Annotated in this window: 17 protein-coding genes and 1 pseudogene; 10 read left to right on the top strand and 8 right to left on the bottom strand. The window is 60.9% G+C overall.

The annotated features are described in order from the left end of the window. Nucleotides 1–11 precede the first annotated feature (11 nt). Nucleotides 12–833 carry an aldo/keto reductase gene (locus DXT77_RS13755; protein WP_119427982.1) on the bottom strand — a complete coding sequence of 274 codons (822 nt, stop codon included), beginning with the start codon at nucleotides 831–833 and terminating at the stop codon, nucleotides 12–14. Between the two features lie 90 nt (nucleotides 834–923). Next, nucleotides 924–2,072 carry an aldose epimerase family protein gene (locus tag DXT77_RS13760; RefSeq protein WP_119427983.1) on the bottom strand — a complete coding sequence of 383 codons (1,149 nt, stop codon included), beginning with the start codon at nucleotides 2,070–2,072 and terminating at the stop codon, nucleotides 924–926. Nucleotides 2,073–2,318: 246 nt separating this feature from the next. Here DXT77_RS13760 and DXT77_RS13765 point away from each other — a divergent pair, with 246 nt between their 5' ends. The 6 genes from DXT77_RS13765 (at nucleotide 2,319) to DXT77_RS13790 (ending at nucleotide 7,161) form a co-directional block, all read left to right on the top strand. Next, the gene (locus DXT77_RS13765) at nucleotides 2,319–3,068 is read left to right on the top strand and encodes a hypothetical protein (protein WP_119428042.1); all 750 of its coding nucleotides are present in this window, start codon (nucleotides 2,319–2,321) and stop codon (nucleotides 3,066–3,068) included. A gap of 81 nt (nucleotides 3,069–3,149) precedes the next feature. Continuing rightward, nucleotides 3,150–4,364, top strand: coding sequence for an MFS transporter (locus DXT77_RS13770; protein ID WP_119427984.1), 1,215 nt, complete (start codon nucleotides 3,150–3,152; stop codon nucleotides 4,362–4,364). 102 nt (nucleotides 4,365–4,466) lie between these two features. Beyond that, the gene (locus DXT77_RS13775; protein ID WP_119427985.1) at nucleotides 4,467–5,252 is read left to right on the top strand and encodes a sulfite exporter TauE/SafE family protein; all 786 of its coding nucleotides are present in this window, start codon (nucleotides 4,467–4,469) and stop codon (nucleotides 5,250–5,252) included. Between the two features lie 13 nt (nucleotides 5,253–5,265). Next, nucleotides 5,266–5,607 (top strand): hypothetical protein, encoded by a 342-nt coding sequence (locus tag DXT77_RS13780; protein ID WP_119427986.1) that lies wholly within the window; start codon nucleotides 5,266–5,268, stop codon nucleotides 5,605–5,607. Between the two features lie 181 nt (nucleotides 5,608–5,788). Further along, a complete protein-coding gene (locus DXT77_RS13785; RefSeq protein WP_119427987.1) occupies nucleotides 5,789–6,352 on the top strand; it encodes a DUF4174 domain-containing protein in 564 nt (187 codons plus the stop codon). Between the two features lie 536 nt (nucleotides 6,353–6,888). Further along, nucleotides 6,889–7,161 carry a hypothetical protein gene (locus DXT77_RS13790; protein WP_119428043.1) on the top strand — a complete coding sequence of 91 codons (273 nt, stop codon included), beginning with the start codon at nucleotides 6,889–6,891 and terminating at the stop codon, nucleotides 7,159–7,161. Nucleotides 7,162–7,221: 60 nt separating this feature from the next. On the opposite strand, the gene ampC is transcribed toward DXT77_RS13790, so the two are convergent. After that, on the bottom strand, nucleotides 7,222–8,388 hold the full coding sequence (ampC, locus tag DXT77_RS13795) for a class C beta-lactamase (RefSeq protein WP_119427988.1): 1,167 nt from the start codon (nucleotides 8,386–8,388) through the stop codon (nucleotides 7,222–7,224). A 160-nt stretch (nucleotides 8,389–8,548) separates the two neighbouring features. Here ampC and DXT77_RS13800 point away from each other — a divergent pair, with 160 nt between their 5' ends. Continuing rightward, entirely contained in the window at nucleotides 8,549–9,424 is an 876-nt protein-coding gene (locus DXT77_RS13800) for a LysR family transcriptional regulator (RefSeq protein ID WP_119427989.1), read from the top strand. Between the two features lie 118 nt (nucleotides 9,425–9,542). On the opposite strand, the gene gudD is transcribed toward DXT77_RS13800, so the two are convergent. Then, nucleotides 9,543–10,886, bottom strand: coding sequence for a glucarate dehydratase (gudD, locus tag DXT77_RS13805; protein ID WP_119427990.1), 1,344 nt, complete (start codon nucleotides 10,884–10,886; stop codon nucleotides 9,543–9,545). Nucleotides 10,887–10,900: 14 nt separating this feature from the next. Next, a complete protein-coding gene (locus DXT77_RS13810; RefSeq protein WP_119427991.1) occupies nucleotides 10,901–12,247 on the bottom strand; it encodes an MFS transporter in 1,347 nt (448 codons plus the stop codon). Nucleotides 12,248–12,612: 365 nt separating this feature from the next. Here DXT77_RS13810 and DXT77_RS13815 point away from each other — a divergent pair, with 365 nt between their 5' ends. Next, nucleotides 12,613–13,329 (top strand): FadR/GntR family transcriptional regulator, encoded by a 717-nt coding sequence (locus DXT77_RS13815; protein ID WP_119427992.1) that lies wholly within the window; start codon nucleotides 12,613–12,615, stop codon nucleotides 13,327–13,329. A 9-nt stretch (nucleotides 13,330–13,338) separates the two neighbouring features. On the opposite strand, the gene DXT77_RS13820 is transcribed toward DXT77_RS13815, so the two are convergent. Further along, nucleotides 13,339–14,232 (bottom strand): DMT family transporter, encoded by an 894-nt coding sequence (locus DXT77_RS13820; protein ID WP_256662944.1) that lies wholly within the window; start codon nucleotides 14,230–14,232, stop codon nucleotides 13,339–13,341. Between the two features lie 101 nt (nucleotides 14,233–14,333). Between DXT77_RS13820 and DXT77_RS13825 the strand changes: the two genes are divergently transcribed. Further along, on the top strand, nucleotides 14,334–15,197 hold the full coding sequence (locus tag DXT77_RS13825; protein ID WP_119427994.1) for a LysR family transcriptional regulator: 864 nt from the start codon (nucleotides 14,334–14,336) through the stop codon (nucleotides 15,195–15,197). Here the strand turns inward: DXT77_RS13825 and yegQ are convergent. After that, nucleotides 15,122–16,532: pseudogene (yegQ, locus tag DXT77_RS13830) on the bottom strand (tRNA 5-hydroxyuridine modification protein YegQ). The gene DXT77_RS13825 and the pseudogene yegQ sit on opposite strands and share 76 nt — an antisense overlap. A gap of 156 nt (nucleotides 16,533–16,688) precedes the next feature. On the opposite strand from yegQ, the gene DXT77_RS13835 reads away from it, so the two are divergent. Further along, nucleotides 16,689–17,750, top strand: coding sequence for an AI-2E family transporter (locus tag DXT77_RS13835; RefSeq protein WP_119427996.1), 1,062 nt, complete (start codon nucleotides 16,689–16,691; stop codon nucleotides 17,748–17,750). Here DXT77_RS13835 and DXT77_RS13840 read toward each other — a convergent pair. After that, a complete protein-coding gene (locus tag DXT77_RS13840) occupies nucleotides 17,747–17,929 on the bottom strand; it encodes a hypothetical protein (protein ID WP_119427997.1) in 183 nt (60 codons plus the stop codon). The two genes, DXT77_RS13835 and DXT77_RS13840, sit on opposite strands and share 4 nt — an antisense overlap. Nucleotides 17,930–18,026 lie beyond the last annotated feature (97 nt).

Genomic DNA, 18,026 nt, shown 5'->3' on the forward strand with positions numbered 1-18,026 from the left:
TCGGCGGTGGCTCAGACCATGGCCAGCCGCTGCTTGCGTTGTGGCGCGTGAAACGCCTGGTCCAGCGCCGCCAGATCCCCGGCATCGAGTTGCAGCTGCGCCGCTTGTGCATTGAGCTGCACGTGTTCCGGGCGCACGGCCTTGGGAATCGCAATCACCCCATCCTGACGCAGAATCCACGCCAGCGAAACCTGTGCCGGGGTCACGCCGTGACGAGCGGCAATCTGTTTCAGCACCGGCTCGGCGAGCATCGCGCCGCCCTGGCCGATCGGGCAGTACGCCATCAGCGGCATGCGCTGTTGCTGGCACCACGGCAGCAGGTCGAATTCGATGCCGCGCTCTTCCAGGTTGTACAGCACCTGATTGGTCGCGCAGGCCGATGAAGACAGTTCTTCGAGGTCGTCGACATCGAAGTTCGACACGCCCCAGCGACCGATCTTGCCGTCCTCGCGCAGGCGCTCGAAGGCCTCGACGGTTTCGTCCAGCGGATACTGGCCGCGCCAATGCAGCAGATAGAGGTCGATGTAATCGGTGTCGAGCCGGCGCAGGCTGCGTTCGCAGGCCTGAGGAATGCCTTTGCGGCTGGCGTTGTGCGGGTAGACCTTGCTGACCAGAAACACTTGATCGCGCAGGCCGGTGATGGCTTCACCGACCACGCTTTCGGCACCGCCCTCGGCGTACATTTCGGCGGTGTCGATCAGGGTCATGCCCAGCTCGATGCCGCTGCGCAGGGCCGCCACTTCACGCTTGTGCGCCGAGCGGTCTTCGCCCATGCGCCAGGTGCCCTGGCCAATCACCGGAACCTGCACGCCAGCCAGTTCGAGGGTACGCATTCAAACCTCCTTTCCGAAACGGTCGATACCTTGGTGGGCAGCAGGATAGCCCACGGGTTCCGTCCGGTTCCAGAAAGGAGGCGAGGGCGGCTACTTTGCGGAAAACTTCAACACCACGCTCTGGGTGTAAGTCTGTCCCGGATCCAGCCGGGTGCTCGGGAAGTTCGGCTGGTTCGGCGAGTCGGGGTAGTGCTGGGTCTCCAGAGTGAACGCGCCCCAGTGCGGATAGACCTTGCCCCCCTTGCCCTTGACCGTGCCGTCGAGGAAGTTGCTGGTGTAGAACTGCACGCCCGGTTCGTTGGTGAACAGCTGCAAATGCCGACCGGATTGCGGGTCGCTGACTTCGGCGGCGAGTTTGCTGACGTCCCCCTTGGTGTCCAGCGCCCAGTTGAAATCGAAGCCACCGTGTTGCGGTTCGGCAAATTTCAGTTGCGGGTGATCGGCCTTGATGTGCTGGCCGATGGTGGTCGGTTTGGTGAAGTCCATCGGCGTGCCGGCCACGGGGGCCAGTTCGCCGGTCGGAATCAGTTTGGCGGTGACCGGGGTGTAATGGCTGGCGTGCAGGGTGGCGACCTGCTTGAGGATGTCGCCATTGCCGGCACCGGCGAGGTTGAAGTAACTGTGGTTGGTCAGGTTGAGCACCGTCGGTTTGTCGGTGCTGGCCTTGTAGTCGATGCGCAGTTCGTTGGAGTCGGTGAGGCGGTAGGTCACTTCGGTGGTGAGGTTGCCGGGGAAACCCATTTCGCCATCCGCCGACAGATACGTCAGGGTCACACCGACCGAATCCTTGTCCTTGGTTTCCTGTGCCTTCCAGACCTTCTTGTCGAAACCCTGAGTCCCGCCGTGCAAGGCATTGGTCTTGTCGTTCTGCGGTACTTGATAGCGTTTGCCGTCGAGCTCGAAGACGCCATCGGCCAGGCGATTGCCGAAGCGGCCGATGGTCGCGCCGAAGTACGCGGTGCCTTTCTGGTAACCCTGCACATCGTCGAAGCCGAGGACGATGTCGTCGAGCTTGCCATGCTTGTCCGGCACCTGCAGCGCCTGCAAGGTCGCGCCGTAGGTGATGACCGTGGCCTGCATGCCGTGGCTGTTGCGCAGGATGTATTGCTCGACGGGCGTGCCGTCATTGGTTTTGCCGAAGGCTTTGTGTTCGCTGGACAGGCCGGCGGCCTGGGCGGTGAGGGTGGCGATCATCAGGGACAGTCCGAGGCCGCAGAGTTGATGTCGGGATTGAAGCATGGTTGACCTTCCTTTTTGTTGTTGTTTTCGAAATCACTAAATAGTCATGCTAATTATCGTTTGAGTGAAAATTTATAGACGATTAAACGTTTATTGCAAAAAATAAAGTCGGACTAAATGGTGATTGGTCAAACGCCGAAAGTCGGGAAAACGCTGCGGCACTGCACTTTTGCGCAATCCCCGGCTCTATCCATGGCCAGGTTGCGGTGACTCCCGCCGCACAGGAATGTGTCCGTCAAAGAATTCATGCCGAGAGTTTTGCCCCACATCGCTGCATTCATTCATCGCCCGTGTCTGTTGCTGGCCTGCCTGTCGACGCTGTTGCTCGGCGCTTGCAGCCATCAGGACGGCAACAATTTCATCAGCCAGATGCGCGAGGGCAGGCCTCAGGAATTTCTCCAGACCAGCGTCGATCGCATGGCCACCCTGGCGATGCGCGACAACCTCGACAGCCTTTATCGCTTGATGGGCAAGTTGTACCTGCGCAACCCGGATGAGTTGCGCAAATCCGGCTTCCTCGACATTCGCACGGCGGTCAAGCAGGTGCGGCTGGCCATCGAACAGCAGCAACCGCTGCCGACGCTGGGCGGCAAAAAAGATCTGGCAGCGCTGAGCTACGCCATGAGCCCGGAGTTCCTCGGTGACCGGGTCGGTGCCTTCATCTATGCCATCGGCAGCATGCTGGTCACCGCCCACGGCAATCGCACCGAGTTCTACATGACCGATGCGATCAACCCGACCTTCGTCAACAACGCCGCGCGCAACATCGAAAAAGCCACGTGGATCCTCGCCCAGCGGCAGAACAAGGAAGGCCAGCCGCTGCTGTTCTCCAACGAGATTTCGGAGGAGGGCAGCAACCTGAGCTTCGCCACGGAGTTCGGAAAAGTCGTGGCGCGCCTCGATCTGCTAACCCAGATGCTCGACGAGCGCTACCGGCGCATCGGCTTGAATTACGCCCAGAGCCTGCTGTTCTTGAATTTTTTGCCCGTGCAGTAAGCCAGGTCGGGTAGAGTGGCGGACGATGAGATTTGTATACAATCCGTCGTCCGATTTGACTCAAAGGGAGCTGCACCTGTCATGACCGACCCCGCAAGCGCCGAATATTCCAGCCTGGAACGTGTCACCCGCACCGACAAACTGCCTTACGCCGCGCTGCTGGCGTTTGCCATGACCGGCTTCATCGCCATCCTCACCGAAACCCTGCCAGCCGGCCTGTTGCCGCAGATTGGCGCCGGCCTCAACGTCAGCGAAGTGCTGGCCGGGCAACTGGTGACGCTGTATGCGCTGGGCTCGATTGTCGCGGCGATCCCGCTGACGGTCGCCACCCGTGGCTGGGGGCGCAAGCGGGTGCTGCTGATGACGGTTGGCGGGTTTCTGCTGTTCAACACTGTCACCACGTTTTCCACTCATTACGGCGTGACCCTGGCCTCGCGGTTTCTGGCCGGGATGGCGGCAGGGCTTTCCTGGGGGATCATGGCCGGTTACGCGCGCGGGATCGTGCCGGTGCCTCAGCAGGGCCGGGCGCTGGCGATTGCCATGCTCGGCACCCCGGTGGCGTTGTCGCTGGGAACGCCGGCCGGCACCTGGCTGGGCAATGCGATCGGTTGGCGCGCCTCGTTCGGGATCATGTCGGCACTGGCTCTGGTGTTGGCGGCGTGGATCGTCATCGCGGTGCCGGACCGTCCGGGGCAGGCCCGCGCCGAACGTTTGCCATTGATGCAGTCACTGCGCTTGCCAGGCGTACGCCCCGTACTGTTAGTGGTGCTGACCTGGATGCTCGGCCACAACATTCTCTACACCTATATCGCCCCGTTTCTGATGCAGGCCGGCCTCGCCGAGCGTGTCGATCTGGTGCTGCTGGTGTTCGGTCTGTGTTCGCTGCTGGGAATCTGGATCATCGGCCTGCTGGTGGATCGCTGGCTGCGTGGGCTGGCGCTGATCAGCCTCGCGGTGTTTGCCTTGACCGCACTGGTGCTGGCGCTGGCCGCGCCTTCGCCGTGGCTGATCTATGCCTGCATGGCGGTGTGGGGATTGTCGTTTGGCGGTTCGGCGACGTTGCTGCTCACCGCCGCAGCGGACTCTGCCGGTGAACATGTCGATGTGGTGCAAGCGATGCTCACCACTTCGTGGAACGTGGCGATTGCCGGCGGCGGATTGTTTGGCGGATTGCTGCTGGACCGGGCGGGGGCGATGTCGTTTCCGTGGGCGCTGTTGATTTTGTCGCTGATTGCGCTGGCCACGGTGTGGATCAATTCCACCCACAGTTTCAAACCTGGCCGGCGGCAGCACTGACGCACAAAATGGCATAACGATAGATCGGATCGATATAGGTGGTTATAAGAAAAATCGCTATGCTGCGGGCCAGATTTTTCCTGTCGTCTTCTGGATGTCTTAATGGAATTGGCAAATTTCGGCCTGGTGATTGCCGGGCTGGTGGTGGGCTTTATCGTCGGCATGACCGGTGTCGGCGGCGGTTCGTTGATGACGCCGATCCTGCTGTGGTTCGGTATCAATCCGGCCACGGCGGTGGGCACTGACCTGCTGTACGCCGCCATCACCAAATCCAGCGGCGTGCTGGTGCACAGGAAAAACAAAAACATCGACTGGGCCATCACTGGCTGGCTGACCCTGGGCAGTGTCCCGGCGGTGGCGATGACCTTGTGGTTCCTCAGCACCCTGCACACTTCGCCGGATGCGATGAACGCCATCATCAAGCAGGCGCTGGGCTTCGTGCTGTTCGCCACGGCGCTGGCGATCCTGTTCAAGAAACGCCTGCTGGAATTCGCCCACAAACGCGCCGGCGGCAACTACAACCCCAACGGCACGCGCCTGAACATCATGACCGTGATTACCGGTCTGATCCTCGGCACCATGGTCGCACTGACCTCCATCGGCGCTGGCGCCCTCGGCACCGTCGCACTATTCATCCTCTATCCGCTGCTGCCGACCCGCCGCCTTGTCGGCACCGAAATCGCCCACGCCGTACCGCTGACCCTGGTCGCCGGCCTCGGCCACGCCAGCATGGGCAACATGGACTGGGGCGTGCTGGGCTTCCTGCTGATGGGGTCGTTGCCGGGCATCTGGCTCGGTAGCCACCTGACCGGTCGGGTCTCCGATGAACTGCTGCGTCCGTGCCTGGCGACGATGCTGGTGTTGATCGGTTACAAACTGGCGTTCTGATCGGCAGGCAGCCATGAGCGAAACAGCATTCCATTGCAATGGCCGCCTCGCCATCACGGTCGAGCCCCGGGAAATGCGCATGAGCCATTGGCTGTATGCGCCGCGGGTGGTCGATCAACAGCGCAATCAGACGCTGCTGGACTTGAGCGCAAGCCAGTGGGATCTGATCTCCAGTGAAGAAACAGCCGACGGCATCGACCTGTTGCTGCGCAAGTATCCGGGCGACATGCCTGCGGTGACCTTGAGCGTCAACCTCGCTGACGGAGCGCTGCGGCTTGAAGGCCGACGTGTCGATTCGTCCGGACTGGAAGCGGTGCTGGATTCGGCACTGCTCCGGGCGAGCACTTCTGGCTGAATCGTCATCCCGATACGGTCATAAAAGGTAATCAAATGCGCGACATGATCGAGCGCATGCGGTTGCGCAAAATCGTTGCTGACCTACGCTTTGAACAAGGCGAAACATATTTGCCGGGTAACCCCGGAACAATCGCCACGATGCGCAATCATTAGAGCGTGGATATCAAAAGGAGATGCGCATGCTCATCAGGTCATTGACCCTGACACTCTTGCTGGCGATTGCCGGCCCCTTGTTCGCCGGGGACAACGATTCCCCTCTGGATGTCGACAAAGGCAATTACCGCCCCTTGATCGTCATCGCCAGCAGTACGGTCGACCCGGTCTGGGTGAGCCTGAAAAAATCTCTTGAGGACCCGGCCAACAAACAGGGGATCGCCGACCGCAAGCTCAAGGTCTACACCATCCTCAATATGGCCGGGCAGCTTGACGGCAAGGATCTTGGCCAACAGGACACCATGGCGTTGCTGCGCTCGCTGAAGCTGGGCGCCGGGGCCTATCCGAAAGTCTTTCTGATGGGCAAGGACGGGGAAACCAAACTGTCGGCCGCCGGGGACGAGGCGAAGTCGGTGGATCTGAAGAAAGTCTTCGACACCATCGATGCATTGCCGGCCGCCGAGAAAGAGCTGGTCGCCGCGCCTCCACCTCCAGCGGCCGCCGAGGCGGCACCGGCCAAGGGGACTAAGAACGGCAAACCGGCAAAACCTGCGAAACCAACCAAGCCGCCGGAAATGCCGGATGATTGAGAGCGTGGTTCGGGTGACCTGAACACAAAATGGCGAACGGATTTTACCGTTCGCCATTTTTATTGCCCGCGTGTCACTAGTTGTAGTGATATCCGCCTTATGAAAATAGTTGCCGCATATTCCCAGTGGAATGAGTTACGCAACACCCTTCAAATCCATCGGATTTTTCCTGCAACGCGCGTCGGCACTGGTGATCTGGTGCTCCGAGACCCATGCCGATAACCTTTCCGGGCCGCTGCAAAATCAGCGGTCGGATGTGGAAGTCCGGTGAATCCTGAAAGCGCATGTGCGCCTGTAAACACTTGTTCGCGCCTTATATGCCAACATTGTTTGTTCATGGCAGCTATGCGCAGGAGCACTCTAGAGTGCACCGGGTTTTTCTCGGGGTCCCGGACTTCCACACCTGCGCAAAGCTGCCACCCTCTTGTGGAAGGGAGCTCGGCAGTTTTTTCTCTAACTGCACGAGATCTTCACGCATGAACAAATTTGATTCGAACGCAGCCGAAACTCCCGCGAACCCAGATTCCCCCGAACACATCGCCAACCCCAAACCCCGCTACATCCCCATCACCGGCATCGACTGCCAGATTCCCTGCCTTCTGATCGATCGCGAAGCCCCGGTAGACGTACTCCACGGTAACGCCGCCTACCGCTTGCGCAGCGTGACGCAGTTGCTGGAAACACTTTCATTGAGCGACGGCACCGGCCATGACGCATTACTGCTGCAGGATTTCGCCCGGGTGCTGGCAATCCCTCTGCGCGACAGCTGCGACCTGATGGATGTACTGGGCTGGAAGCTACAGGCGTAGTTTTCAAACCTGAAACAAAAACGGGCGACCTTCTAAGGCCGCCCGTTTTTTATGGCGTGATTACCGGGTCAACTCACCCAGAATCTTGTGCGCAATCTTCACCCGCTCTGCATTCGGGTAATTGCGGTTCGCCAGAATCACGATCCCGACGTTCTTCGACGGTACGAACGCGACATACGCGCCGAAGCCACCGGTAGCGCCGGTCTTGTTCAGCAGCACATTCGCCGGCTCAGGTTGTGGCGGATTCAGCCATTTGACCTTGTGCGGCTCCATGGCCATCGGCGTCGAGTTGCCGTCCAGCAGGCGGTCGAGGCTGATCGGGTAGGCGTAGCGTTCCCAGCCCAGGCCCTGGGTCATGTCGCCGACGGTGTAGTAGCCGCTGTGGGTGAGGGCAATGGCTTTTTGCAGCGGGGTTTCGAGTTTGGCGCTGTCGAGGTTGGCCTGGACGAATTGCAGCAGATCTGAAGTGCTGGTTTTCACGCCATAGGCTTCGGAATCGAGTGCGCCGGGGCTGACTCGAATCGGTTTGTTGTTCTTGTCATAGCCCTGGGCATAGAGCTTTTGTTCAGACGCGGGCACCGACAGGAACGTGTGCTTGAGCCCGAGTTTCGGCAGCAGGGTTTCGGTCATGACCTGATCGAACGGCTGGCCGAGGCTTTTTGCGGCCAGGTAACCGAACAGGCCGATGCTCGGGTTGGAGTACAGGCGCTGGCTGCCGGCCGGATAAGTCGGTTTCCACTGTTGGTAATAGCCGAGCATCTTGTCGGAAGAATCCGCGGCATCCGGGAATTGCAGCGGCAGGCCGCCCGCGCTGTAGGTGCCCAGTTGCAGCAGGCTGATCTGGTCGAAGGCGCTGCCTTTCAGCTCGGGCCAGTGCTGGCTGGCCTTGTCGGGGAATTCCAGTTTGCCGCTGGCCTGGGCGTAGGCGCCGAGGGTCGCGGTGAAGGTTTTGCTTACCGAGCCTATTTCGAACAGGGTGTTTTCACTCACCGCTTGCCCGGTGCTCTTGTCGGCAACACCGTAGTTAAAGTAATGCGCCTTGCCATCGACGGTCACGGCCACGGCCAGACCGGCGATGTCCTGTTGCTGCATGACCGGTGTCACGGTGGCCTTCACCAGTGCCTGCAACTGATCGTCGGTTTGCGGGGCGGCCAGGCATGTGGCGGCGCTGAAGAAAAGTCCGAAAGCGCTGTAGGACTTGAATTTGTTCAGGTTGATCGAAGACATGCTTGATCCACTCTCCATGAGTGTTGATGGTGTTATCCCGCTACACTGCGAGCGTTTTCCGTCGGGCCGGCTGATCGGCGCCGCCAAATCTAGGCAGTCCGGCGTCTTTCGACAAACGATGAAAACTCGGACTAGCCATTAGAAAAATTTGGGACTGGGTATGATTCGACCTCAATTGCCTTTGAATGCATTACGCGCCTTCGAAGCTTCTGCGCGTCATTTGAGCTTCACTCGCGCCGCCGTGGAGTTGTGCGTGACCCAGGCCGCCGTCAGCCATCAGGTCAAAAGCCTGGAGGCGCAACTCGGCGTGATCCTGTTCAAACGCCTGCCCCGTGGGCTGATGCTGACCGGCGAGGGCGAAACGTTGCTGCCGGTGCTGACCACGTCGTTCGATCATATCGCGCAGATGCTGGAGCGTCTGGCGGGCGGACAATATCGGGAAATGCTCACGGTCGGTGCGGTGGGCACTTTCGCGGTGGGCTGGTTGTTGCCGAGGCTGGCGGACTTTCAGGCGAAACATCCGCTCATAGATTTGCGGCTGTCGACCAACAACAACCGGGTGGACGTAGCCGCCGAAGGGCTGGATTACGCGATCCGGTTTGGCGCCGGGGCGTGGCACGGTATCGAGGCGACCCGTTTACTGGAGGCGCCGTTGACAGTGCTCTGTGTGCCGGAAATCGCCCGGCAATTGCACACGCCGGGGGATCTTTTGCAGCAGCGTCTGCTGCGTTCCTATCGCACCGATGAGTGGCCGGACTGGTTTCACGCGGCCGGCCTGGCGACCCACGCCGCGCCGCCCCAAAGCATCGTGTTCGACTCGTCGCTGGCGATGATGGAAGCGGCGTTGCAGGGCGGCGGGGTGGCACTGGCGCCGCCGTTGATGTTTGCCCGGCAACTGGCGGCGGACCTGATCCGCCAACCTTTTGCCATCGAAATCACCACCGGCAGCTATTGGCTGACGCGGTTGCAGTCACGGTCGGAGACGTCGGCGATGGCGGCGTTCAGGCACTGGTTGCTGGAAATTTCCGGCCAGTGAGAATCCTTGTGGGAGCGAGCCTGCTCGCGAAGACGGCTTCAAATTCGAAAAGTTTATCGACTGATACTCCGTCATCGCGAGCAGGCTCGCTCCCACAGGGTGTTGAAGTGAATCCGGATCAGCGCATCAGGCAGGGCCGCTTGTTATCGAACGTCCAGCCCGGAATCAGAAACTGCATCGCCACGCTGTCAGCCCGCGCACCCAGCCCCATGCCTTTATACAGTTCGTGGGCCCTGGCCACCTGATCCATGTCCAGCTCCACACCCAGCCCCGGTTTCTTCGGCACCTGCACGCAGCCGTCGACGATTTGCAGCGGTGCCTTGGTCAGGCGCTGGCCGTCCTGCCAGATCCAGTGGGTGTCGATGGCGGTGATGTCGCCCGGCGCGGCGGCGGCCACATGGGTGAACATCGCCAGGGAAATGTCGAAGTGGTTGTTGGAGTGCGAGCCCCAGGTCAGGCCCCATTCGTGACACATCTGCGCCACGCGCACCGAGCCTTGCATGGTCCAGAAATGCGGGTCGGCCAGCGGGATGTCCACAGACTGCAACTGGATGGCGTGGCCCATCTCGCGCCAGTCGGTGGCGATCATGTTGGTGGCGGTTTTCAGGCCGGTGGCGCGTCGGAATTCGGCCATCACTTCACGGCCCGAATAGCCGTTTTCCGCACCGCACGGGTCTTCGGCATAGGCCAGCACATCATGCTGGTCACGGCACAGACGGATCGCTTCTTTCAGTGACCAAGCGCCGTTCGGATCAAGGGTAATTCGCGCATCAGGAAAGCGCTCGGCCAGTGCGGTCACCGCTTCGATTTCGGCATCGCCGCTGAGCACGCCGCCCTTGAGCTTGAAGTCCTTGAAGCCATAGCGCGCGTGGGCAGCCTCGGCCAGACGCACCACCGCCTCGGCGGTCATGGCTTTGTCGTGACGCACGCGGAACCAGTCGTTGTCGGCATCCGGTTCACTGCGGTAGGCGAGGTCGGTTTCCCGGCGGTCACCCACGTAGAACAGATAACCGAGCATCTTCACTTCATCACGCTGCTGGCCTTCGCCGAGCAATGCTGCCACCGGCACGTCGAGGTGCTGGCCGAGCAGATCGAGCAGGGCGGCTTCCAGCCCGGTGACCGCGTGAATGGTGATCCGCAGGTCAAACGTCTGCAGGCCACGGCCGCCGGCATCGCGGTCGGCGAAGGTCTGGCGCACCTGGTTGAGGATCTTCTGATACGTGCCGATCGGGCTGCCGACCACCAGGCTGCGGGCGTCTTCCAACGTTTGGCGGATACGTTCGCCGCCGGGCACTTCACCGACGCCTGTGTGGCCGGCGTTGTCCTTGAGAATGACGATGTTGCGGGTGAAAAACGGCCCGTGGGCGCCGCTCAGGTTGAGCAGCATGCCGTCGTGGCCGGCCACCGGAATGACTTGCATCTCGGTAATGATCGGGGCTTTGGCGATGTCGTGTGCGGTCATTTGGCGTTGTCCTTTCAAGCGTGTTTTGGCGCGGCATCGGCCACGGCGACGTCAGGTGCGGATTTGGGTGTCATGCGGGCGGCGAACACGATGATCGCGGCGATGATCGAGGTCGCGGCCAGACCATAGAGGCCGCCCTGGATCGAACCGGTGTGTTGTTCCAGCAGGCCGAAAGTGGTGGGGGCGACGAAGCCACCGAGGTTGCCCACCGAGTTGATCAGCGCGATCACGGCAGCGGCGATTCGCGCATCGAGATAGGCCTGCGGGATCGGCCAGAACAGCGATGAAGCAGATTTGAAACCCAGTGCGGCAAAGCAGATCGCGACGAAGGCAAAAATCGGCCCGCCGGTGGTGGACATGAACATCCCCGCAGCGGCGATCAGCAATGCCGTGGCGACCCACGCCTGCTGGTGTTTCCACTTCGCCGAGAACGAGGCGAACGCGTACATGCCGATGATCGACAGCAGCCACGGAATCGAGTTGAACAGGCCGACCTGGAAGTCGCTCATTTCACCCATCTTCTTGATGATGCTCGGCAGCCAGAACGTCGCGGCGTAGATGGTCAATTGAATGAAGAAGTAGATCAGGCAGAACAGGATGATCTGGCGATCCTTGAGCAGTTTGCCCAGCGACGGCCGGATCGGGGTCGCGGCTTCGCGGGCCTTCTGTTCGTCGTCGATGGCTTTGACCAGCGCATCCTGCTCGGCGTGGGTGAGCCATTTGGCGTCGTGGGGTTTGGCGTCGAGCCAGAACCAGACGAACACGCAGAGGCCGACCGAAAACATCCCTTCAATGAAATACATCCATTGCCAGCCGTGCAGGCCCAGCCCTTCGATCTGCAACAACAGGCCGGACAGCGGACCGGAAATCAGCGAGGCCACGGCCGAACCGCTGAGGAAAATCGCAATCGCCTTGCCGCGCTCGGCCCCCGGCAACCAGCGAGTGAAGTAGTAGATCACCCCGGGAAAGAACCCGGCCTCGGCCACGCCGAGCAGGAAACGCAGGATGTAGAAGTGGGTTTCGTTCTGGATGAACGCCATGCCGGCGGCCACCAGGCCCCAGGTGAGCATGATGCGGGTCAGCCAGATTCGCGCGCCGACCTTTTGCAGCAGCATGTTGGAGGGGACTTCGAACAGCGCGTAACCGATGAAGAACAGACCGGCACCGAAACCGTAGGCCGCAGCACCGATGCCGAGATCATGTTCCATGTGGGTGCGGACGAAACCGATGTTCACCCGGTCAATGTAATTGACGATGAACATGATGACGAACAGCGGCAGGACGTGGCGTTTGACTTTGGCAATGGCGGAGGACAGCACCGAATCGGCGCCCTCGTTCATCCCGGCGATGGATGATTTCACTTGGTTTTCTCCCACTCGTTATTTTTATGCGGGGTGTTGCTGGGCGCAGCGTTGTTGATAGACATCATACAACTAGATTTTTTTGTCCTACAAGCGGGAGTGCTCAATCAAATTTGTCTACGGCGAAGGGTTTTTATGCTTTTCTGGATTTAAGGTGCCGTATTTGTTGGGCTTTAAAGGATAGTTACGGGCCCGGCTACAGAGTGCCAGACCAGCGAATGTGCAGTGTTGGCGTGAAAACAGTGAAGGTTTTCTAGCGAAAATCGCTTGTTGTCATACAAGTCGAGCACCTGAAATCATAGGAGCTCATACAAGTCATCGCCTGCAGTGCTACGATCGGCTTGCCCCGATCACCGGATCCGACCATGCAAGAAGACCTCGACGCACCTGCTCGCAAACGCGCCCACAACCTGGCTCACGATCTGGTGGAAAAACTCACCCAGAGCATCCTGCTTGGCCAGATGTTGCCCGGTGACAAGCTGCCGTCGGAGAACTCGATCGTTCAGGAACACGGCGTCAGCCGCACCGTGGTGCGCGAGGCGATTTCCAAGTTGCAGGCGTCGGGGCTGGTGGAGACGCGGCACGGCATCGGCACGTTCGTGATCGAGCGCGCGCCGGAACAGGGGCTGCGGCTGAATGTCGACACCGCACTGGGCGTGCGCAGCATTCTCGAATTGCGCATGGGCCTCGAGACGCAAGCGGCGGCACTGGCCGCGCAACGTCGCAGCGAGCAACAACTGGTGCAGATGCGCCAGGCGCTGGACGACTACCAGCGTCTGTTGGCCAACAACGACAGTTGCGTCGAGGCCGACCGGCGCTTTCATCTGCTGATTGCCGAAGCCACCGGCAATGTCTGCTTCACCGAAATCATGCAGCACCTGGGCAGCGCGATGATTCCGCGCACGCGGGTCAATGCGGCCGAGCGCGGGGCGGTGGATTTGAGCAAGCTCGGGCAATTGGCGAATCTGGAGCATGAGGCGATTTTCAATGCGATCAGACGCCAGGATCCGGAAGCGGCGCGTGCAGCGATGTGGCTGCACCTGAGTAACAGCCGCGACCGGTTTTCGGCGGGCGGCGCCTGACGCTGTGACTTAAGTCTCGATGGCCCGGACCACCGCCGGCCGTTCCAGATTCAACGCCAGCACGCTGATCAGCACCACCGCCGATCCCACCAGCACCAGCAGTGTCGGGCGTTCGCCCAGACCCACCGAAGCAATCCCCATCGCGGTCGGCGGAATCAGGTACAGCGTCATCGTCGCCCGGCTCAGGTCCACATGCTTGAGCACGAACGCCCACGCCAGATAGGCGAGGGCGCTGGGAAACACCCCCAGAGCGAGCACCGCCCATTGCACCCGCAGCGGCGCACCAATCACGCTGTCGGCCAGCCCCGGCAAGTAGATCAGCAGCAACAGCGTGCCGGACCACACCGTGTAGCAAACCAGCGTCAGCCCGTCGTAGCGCCGGGCGTGGTGTTTTTGCAGGGCGAAGTAAACGCTCCACGACACCGCCGCCAGCAGGATCAGCAAGCCATGGGCGTCGATGTTGCCGAGACCGCGATCGCCGCTGACCACAATCACCACGCCGACGAATCCCGTCAGCACACAACCCCAGCGCCAGACGCTCACCCGATCCTTGAACAGAAACCGCGCCAGCAGCGTGCTGAACAGCGGCGTCGATTGCGCCAGCACACTGGACGCGCCGGCGCTGACGCTTTGCTGACCGATGTTCAGCACGACGTGGTGCAGGCTGACGGCAAAAAAACCCAGGGCAAATAACAGCGGCAGGTCTTGCAGGCGCGGCAGATGAATACCCTTGAAGCCCGCAATCACCGCCATGAACAGCGACGCCAGCAGAAACCGCAGCAACGCCAGATGACCCGGATCGTAGGCTTGCAGGCCGATATGGATGCCGGTCGGCGAATAGGCCCAGCAACCGACGACGAAGGCCATGGCCAACAGGATTTTCAAAGGCGAAGTGGAAGGCATGAGCGAGGCACCGAGAGGGTTGATGCGCCGAGTATCCGGGCGGCCAATCATTCGCCACAACTGACTTATACTGCGCGAACCGTTCACTCAGGGTGATGATTATGGAGCTGGCGCAAATCCGCATGTTCAAGACCGTGGCCGAGGTCGGCAGCATCGCCAAAGCCGCTGAAAAGCTGTTTTGCGTGCCGTCGAATATCACGGCGCGGATCAAGTCCCTGGAAGCGGAGCTGGGGGTGGCGCTGTTTCTGCGCGAAGGGCGGGGATTGCGGATCAGTCCTGCGGGGCAGACCTTTCTAGCTTACGCGGAAAAAATTCTGGCACTGACAGCTGAAGCCAAAAGGGCGGTCGACCCTGCCGCCGAACCGTCCGGGCCGTTGCGCATCGGTGCCATCGAGTCTTCGGCTACCGGGCGTCTGCCACGCCTGCTGGCAAAATTTCACAAGCGCTATCCGAACGTGGCACTGGAACTGACCACCGGCACCTGGGGACAGTTGCTCGACGATACGGTCAGTCATCGTCTGGACGGCGCCATCGTCGCGGTGGACGTCGAGCGTTCGCAGCTCAAGCGCACGCCGATGTATCGCGAAGAGTTGCTGCTGATCGCATCGACCTCGTTCGGGCCGGTGCGCAACCTCGACGATTTACAGGACAAGACCGTGTTCATGTGGCCGCAGGGCTGTCCGTATCGCGCCGCGCTGGAGCACTGGCTGTTGCGTCAAGGCCTGGCATTGCCGATTGTCAGCCTGGCCAGTTACGGGGCGATTGTCGGTTGCGTGAGTGCCGGCGCTGGCGTAGCGCTGGTGCCCAAAGGCGTGTTCGAGCAGTACGCCAAAGGCGCGGGGTGTGCGGGTTACGAATTCCCCGAACTGACGGCCATCGACAACCTGTTCTACTGGCATGAAAACGCCGGGGTGCACCCGGCGCGTGAGGCGTTTGTGGCGATGCTGCGCGAAGAGTTTGCCTGAGCCGGATCAGGTCCCGCTCACGTCGCGCATCAACAAGCCAAAGCGCAGATCCACCGCATCCGGAATCGGCAGGTACACGGTGTGCCCGTCCCCCGGCGCCACGTCGATGGCCTCGCCCTTGAGGCTCTGCAATTCGTGCAGATCAAAATGGAAGTTGCCTTTGGGTGTCATCAGTTCCAGATGATCGCCCAGGGCAAAGCGGTTCTTCACTTTGACCTCGGCCAGCCGATCCCGGCGTTCGCCAGTCAGCTCGCCAACGAATTGCTGACGTTCCGACACCGAGCTGCCGTTCTGGTAGTTCTGGTATTCGTCGTGCACATGCCGGCGCAGGAAACCCTCGGTATAGCCGCGCTGGGCGAGGGATTCCAGATCGGTCATCAAACTGCGGTCGAATTCGCGACCGGCCACCGCGTCGTCAATGGCCCGGCGATAGACCTGGGTGGTGCGGGCGCAATAGAAGTGGGATTTGGTCCGGCCCTCGATTTTCAGCGAGTGCACGCCCATGCGGGTCAGGCGCTCGACGTGCTGCACCGCGCGCAGGTCCTTGGCGTTCATGATGTAGGTGCCGTGCTCGTCTTCGAAGGCCGGCATCATCTCGCCGGGACGATTGGCTTCCTGCAACAGGAACACCTGATCGGTGGGGGCGCCGAGGCCGAGGGTCGGTTGCGGTTCGAAGGTCTGCACGATCTCGCCGAGCTGGTTCTCCTTGGCTTCCTGCGCCGAGTATTTCCAGCGGCAGGCGTTGGTGCAGGTGCCCTGATTGGCGTCGCGCTTGTTCATGTAACCCGAAAGCAGGCAGCGGCCGGAATAGGCCATGCACAGTGCGCCGTGGACAAACACTTCCAGCTCCATGCCCGGCACCTGTTCGCGGATTTCGCCGATCTCTTCCAGCGACAGTTCCCGGGACAGGATGATCCGGCTCAGCCCCTGTTGCTGCCAGAACTCGACGCTCGCCCAGTTCACCGTGTTGGCCTGCACCGACATGTGAATCGGCATCTGCGGAAAGTGCCGGCGCACCAGCATGATCAGGCCGGGGTCGGACATGATCAGTGCGTCGGGCGCCATCTCGATCACCGGCGCCAAATCCTTGAGGAAGGTCTTGAGCTTGGCGTTGTGCGGCGCGATGTTGACCACCACGTAGAAGCGCTTGCCCTGGGCCTGGGCTTCACGAATGCCGAGGGCCAGATTGGCGTGGTCGAACTCGTTGTTGCGCACCCGCAGGCTGTAGCGCGGCTGGCCGGCGTAGACCGCATCGGCGCCGTAGGCGAAGGCGTAGCGCATGTTTTTCAGGGTGCCGGCGGGGGCGAGCAGTTCCGGGGTGAAGGAGGGCGTCATGGCGGTGTCGGTCGCAAAAGCGCGGGAGGGTAAACGAGGTGTGACGAGGGTTTATTGATCTGGATCTATGCTCCATGAACAAAGATGGCACTCGCGCGGGCGTGGGCTGACTAAGTTGGGCGGGTGCGCGTGGCGCCTGACTGACATGGACCGGACATGAACCAAAAGAGTCTGCAATTCAAATCTCTCACCGTGCTGTTGCTGCTGGTGACGGTGGCCTTCATCTGGATCCTGCTGCCGTTCTACGGCGCGGTGTTCTGGGCGGTGATCCTCGGCATTGTATTCGCGCCGATGCAGCGCCGGTTGCAGCAGAAGTTCGGCTGGCAACGCAATCTCACATCACTGTGCACGTTGAGTGTCTGCGTGGTGATCGCGATTCTGCCGGTGATCGTCATCAGCGTGTTGCTGGTGCAGGAAGGGGCGACGCTCTACGACAACATCGAAAGCGGCAAGCTCGATATCGGCGCGTATCTGGCGCAGTTCAAGCACAGCCTGCCGCCGTACTTTCAGCACCTGCTCGACCGTTTCGGCATGGGCGAACTCAATGCCTTGCGCGAGAAGATTGTCAAGGCGGCAATGCAGGGCAGTCAGGTGCTGGCGACCCAGGCGTTCAGTTTCGGCCAGGGCACCTTCGATTTCGTGGTGAGCTTTTTCATCATGTTGTACTTGCTGTTCTTCTTTCTGCGCGACGGCGCCGAACTGGCGCGCAAGGTGCGCACGGCGGTGCCGCTGGAGGAACATCACAAGCGGCGCCTGCAACTGAAATTCAATCGGGTGGTGCGCGCCACGGTCAAAGGCAACCTGCTGGTGGCCATTACGCAAGGCGCGCTGGGCGGGGCGATTTTCTGGTTTCTAGACATACCCAGTGCGTTGCTCTGGGCGGTGTTGATGGCGTTTTTGTCGCTGCTCCCGGCAGTGGGGGCCGGGATCGTCTGGGCGCCGGTGGCGGTTTACTTCCTGCTCAGCGGGATGATCTGGCAGGGCGTTGTGCTGGGGCTGTTCGGGGTGTTCGTGATCGGCCTGGTGGATAACGTGCTGCGTCCGGTGCTGGTGGGCAAGGACACGCGCATGCCGGATTACATGATCCTTATCTCGACGCTGGGCGGGATGGCGGTGTTCGGTCTCAACGGTTTCGTGATCGGGCCGCTGATCGCTGCATTGTTCATGTCGAGCTGGGCGCTGTTCGTCGAAACCAGACCGAAAGTGCAGCTGCCTTAAGCCTTGAACGGGCCGTTGATCAGCTGTTGCGACAGCGCCTGGGCGGCTGGCAAAGAGGTGAGCGGGCCGCTGACCGGCTCGCCGTCGCGCACCAGATACCAGCAGGCGAGCAGTCCCATTTCTCTGAGTGATGCGGGAACCGCGCTGCCGATAACGGACATGATTTGAACCTGAGCCATGAAAAGTACCCTCCATCAATCTATGGAGCTACCTTAGGGACTTGGCCGTTTCAGGGACAATCAACGCTTTCGATAGTGGACATTGATGCCGTTGAGG

The organism is Pseudomonas sp. 91RF, assembly GCF_003576265.1.
Taxonomy (GTDB): Bacteria; Pseudomonadota; Gammaproteobacteria; order Pseudomonadales; family Pseudomonadaceae; genus Aquipseudomonas; species Aquipseudomonas kribbensis.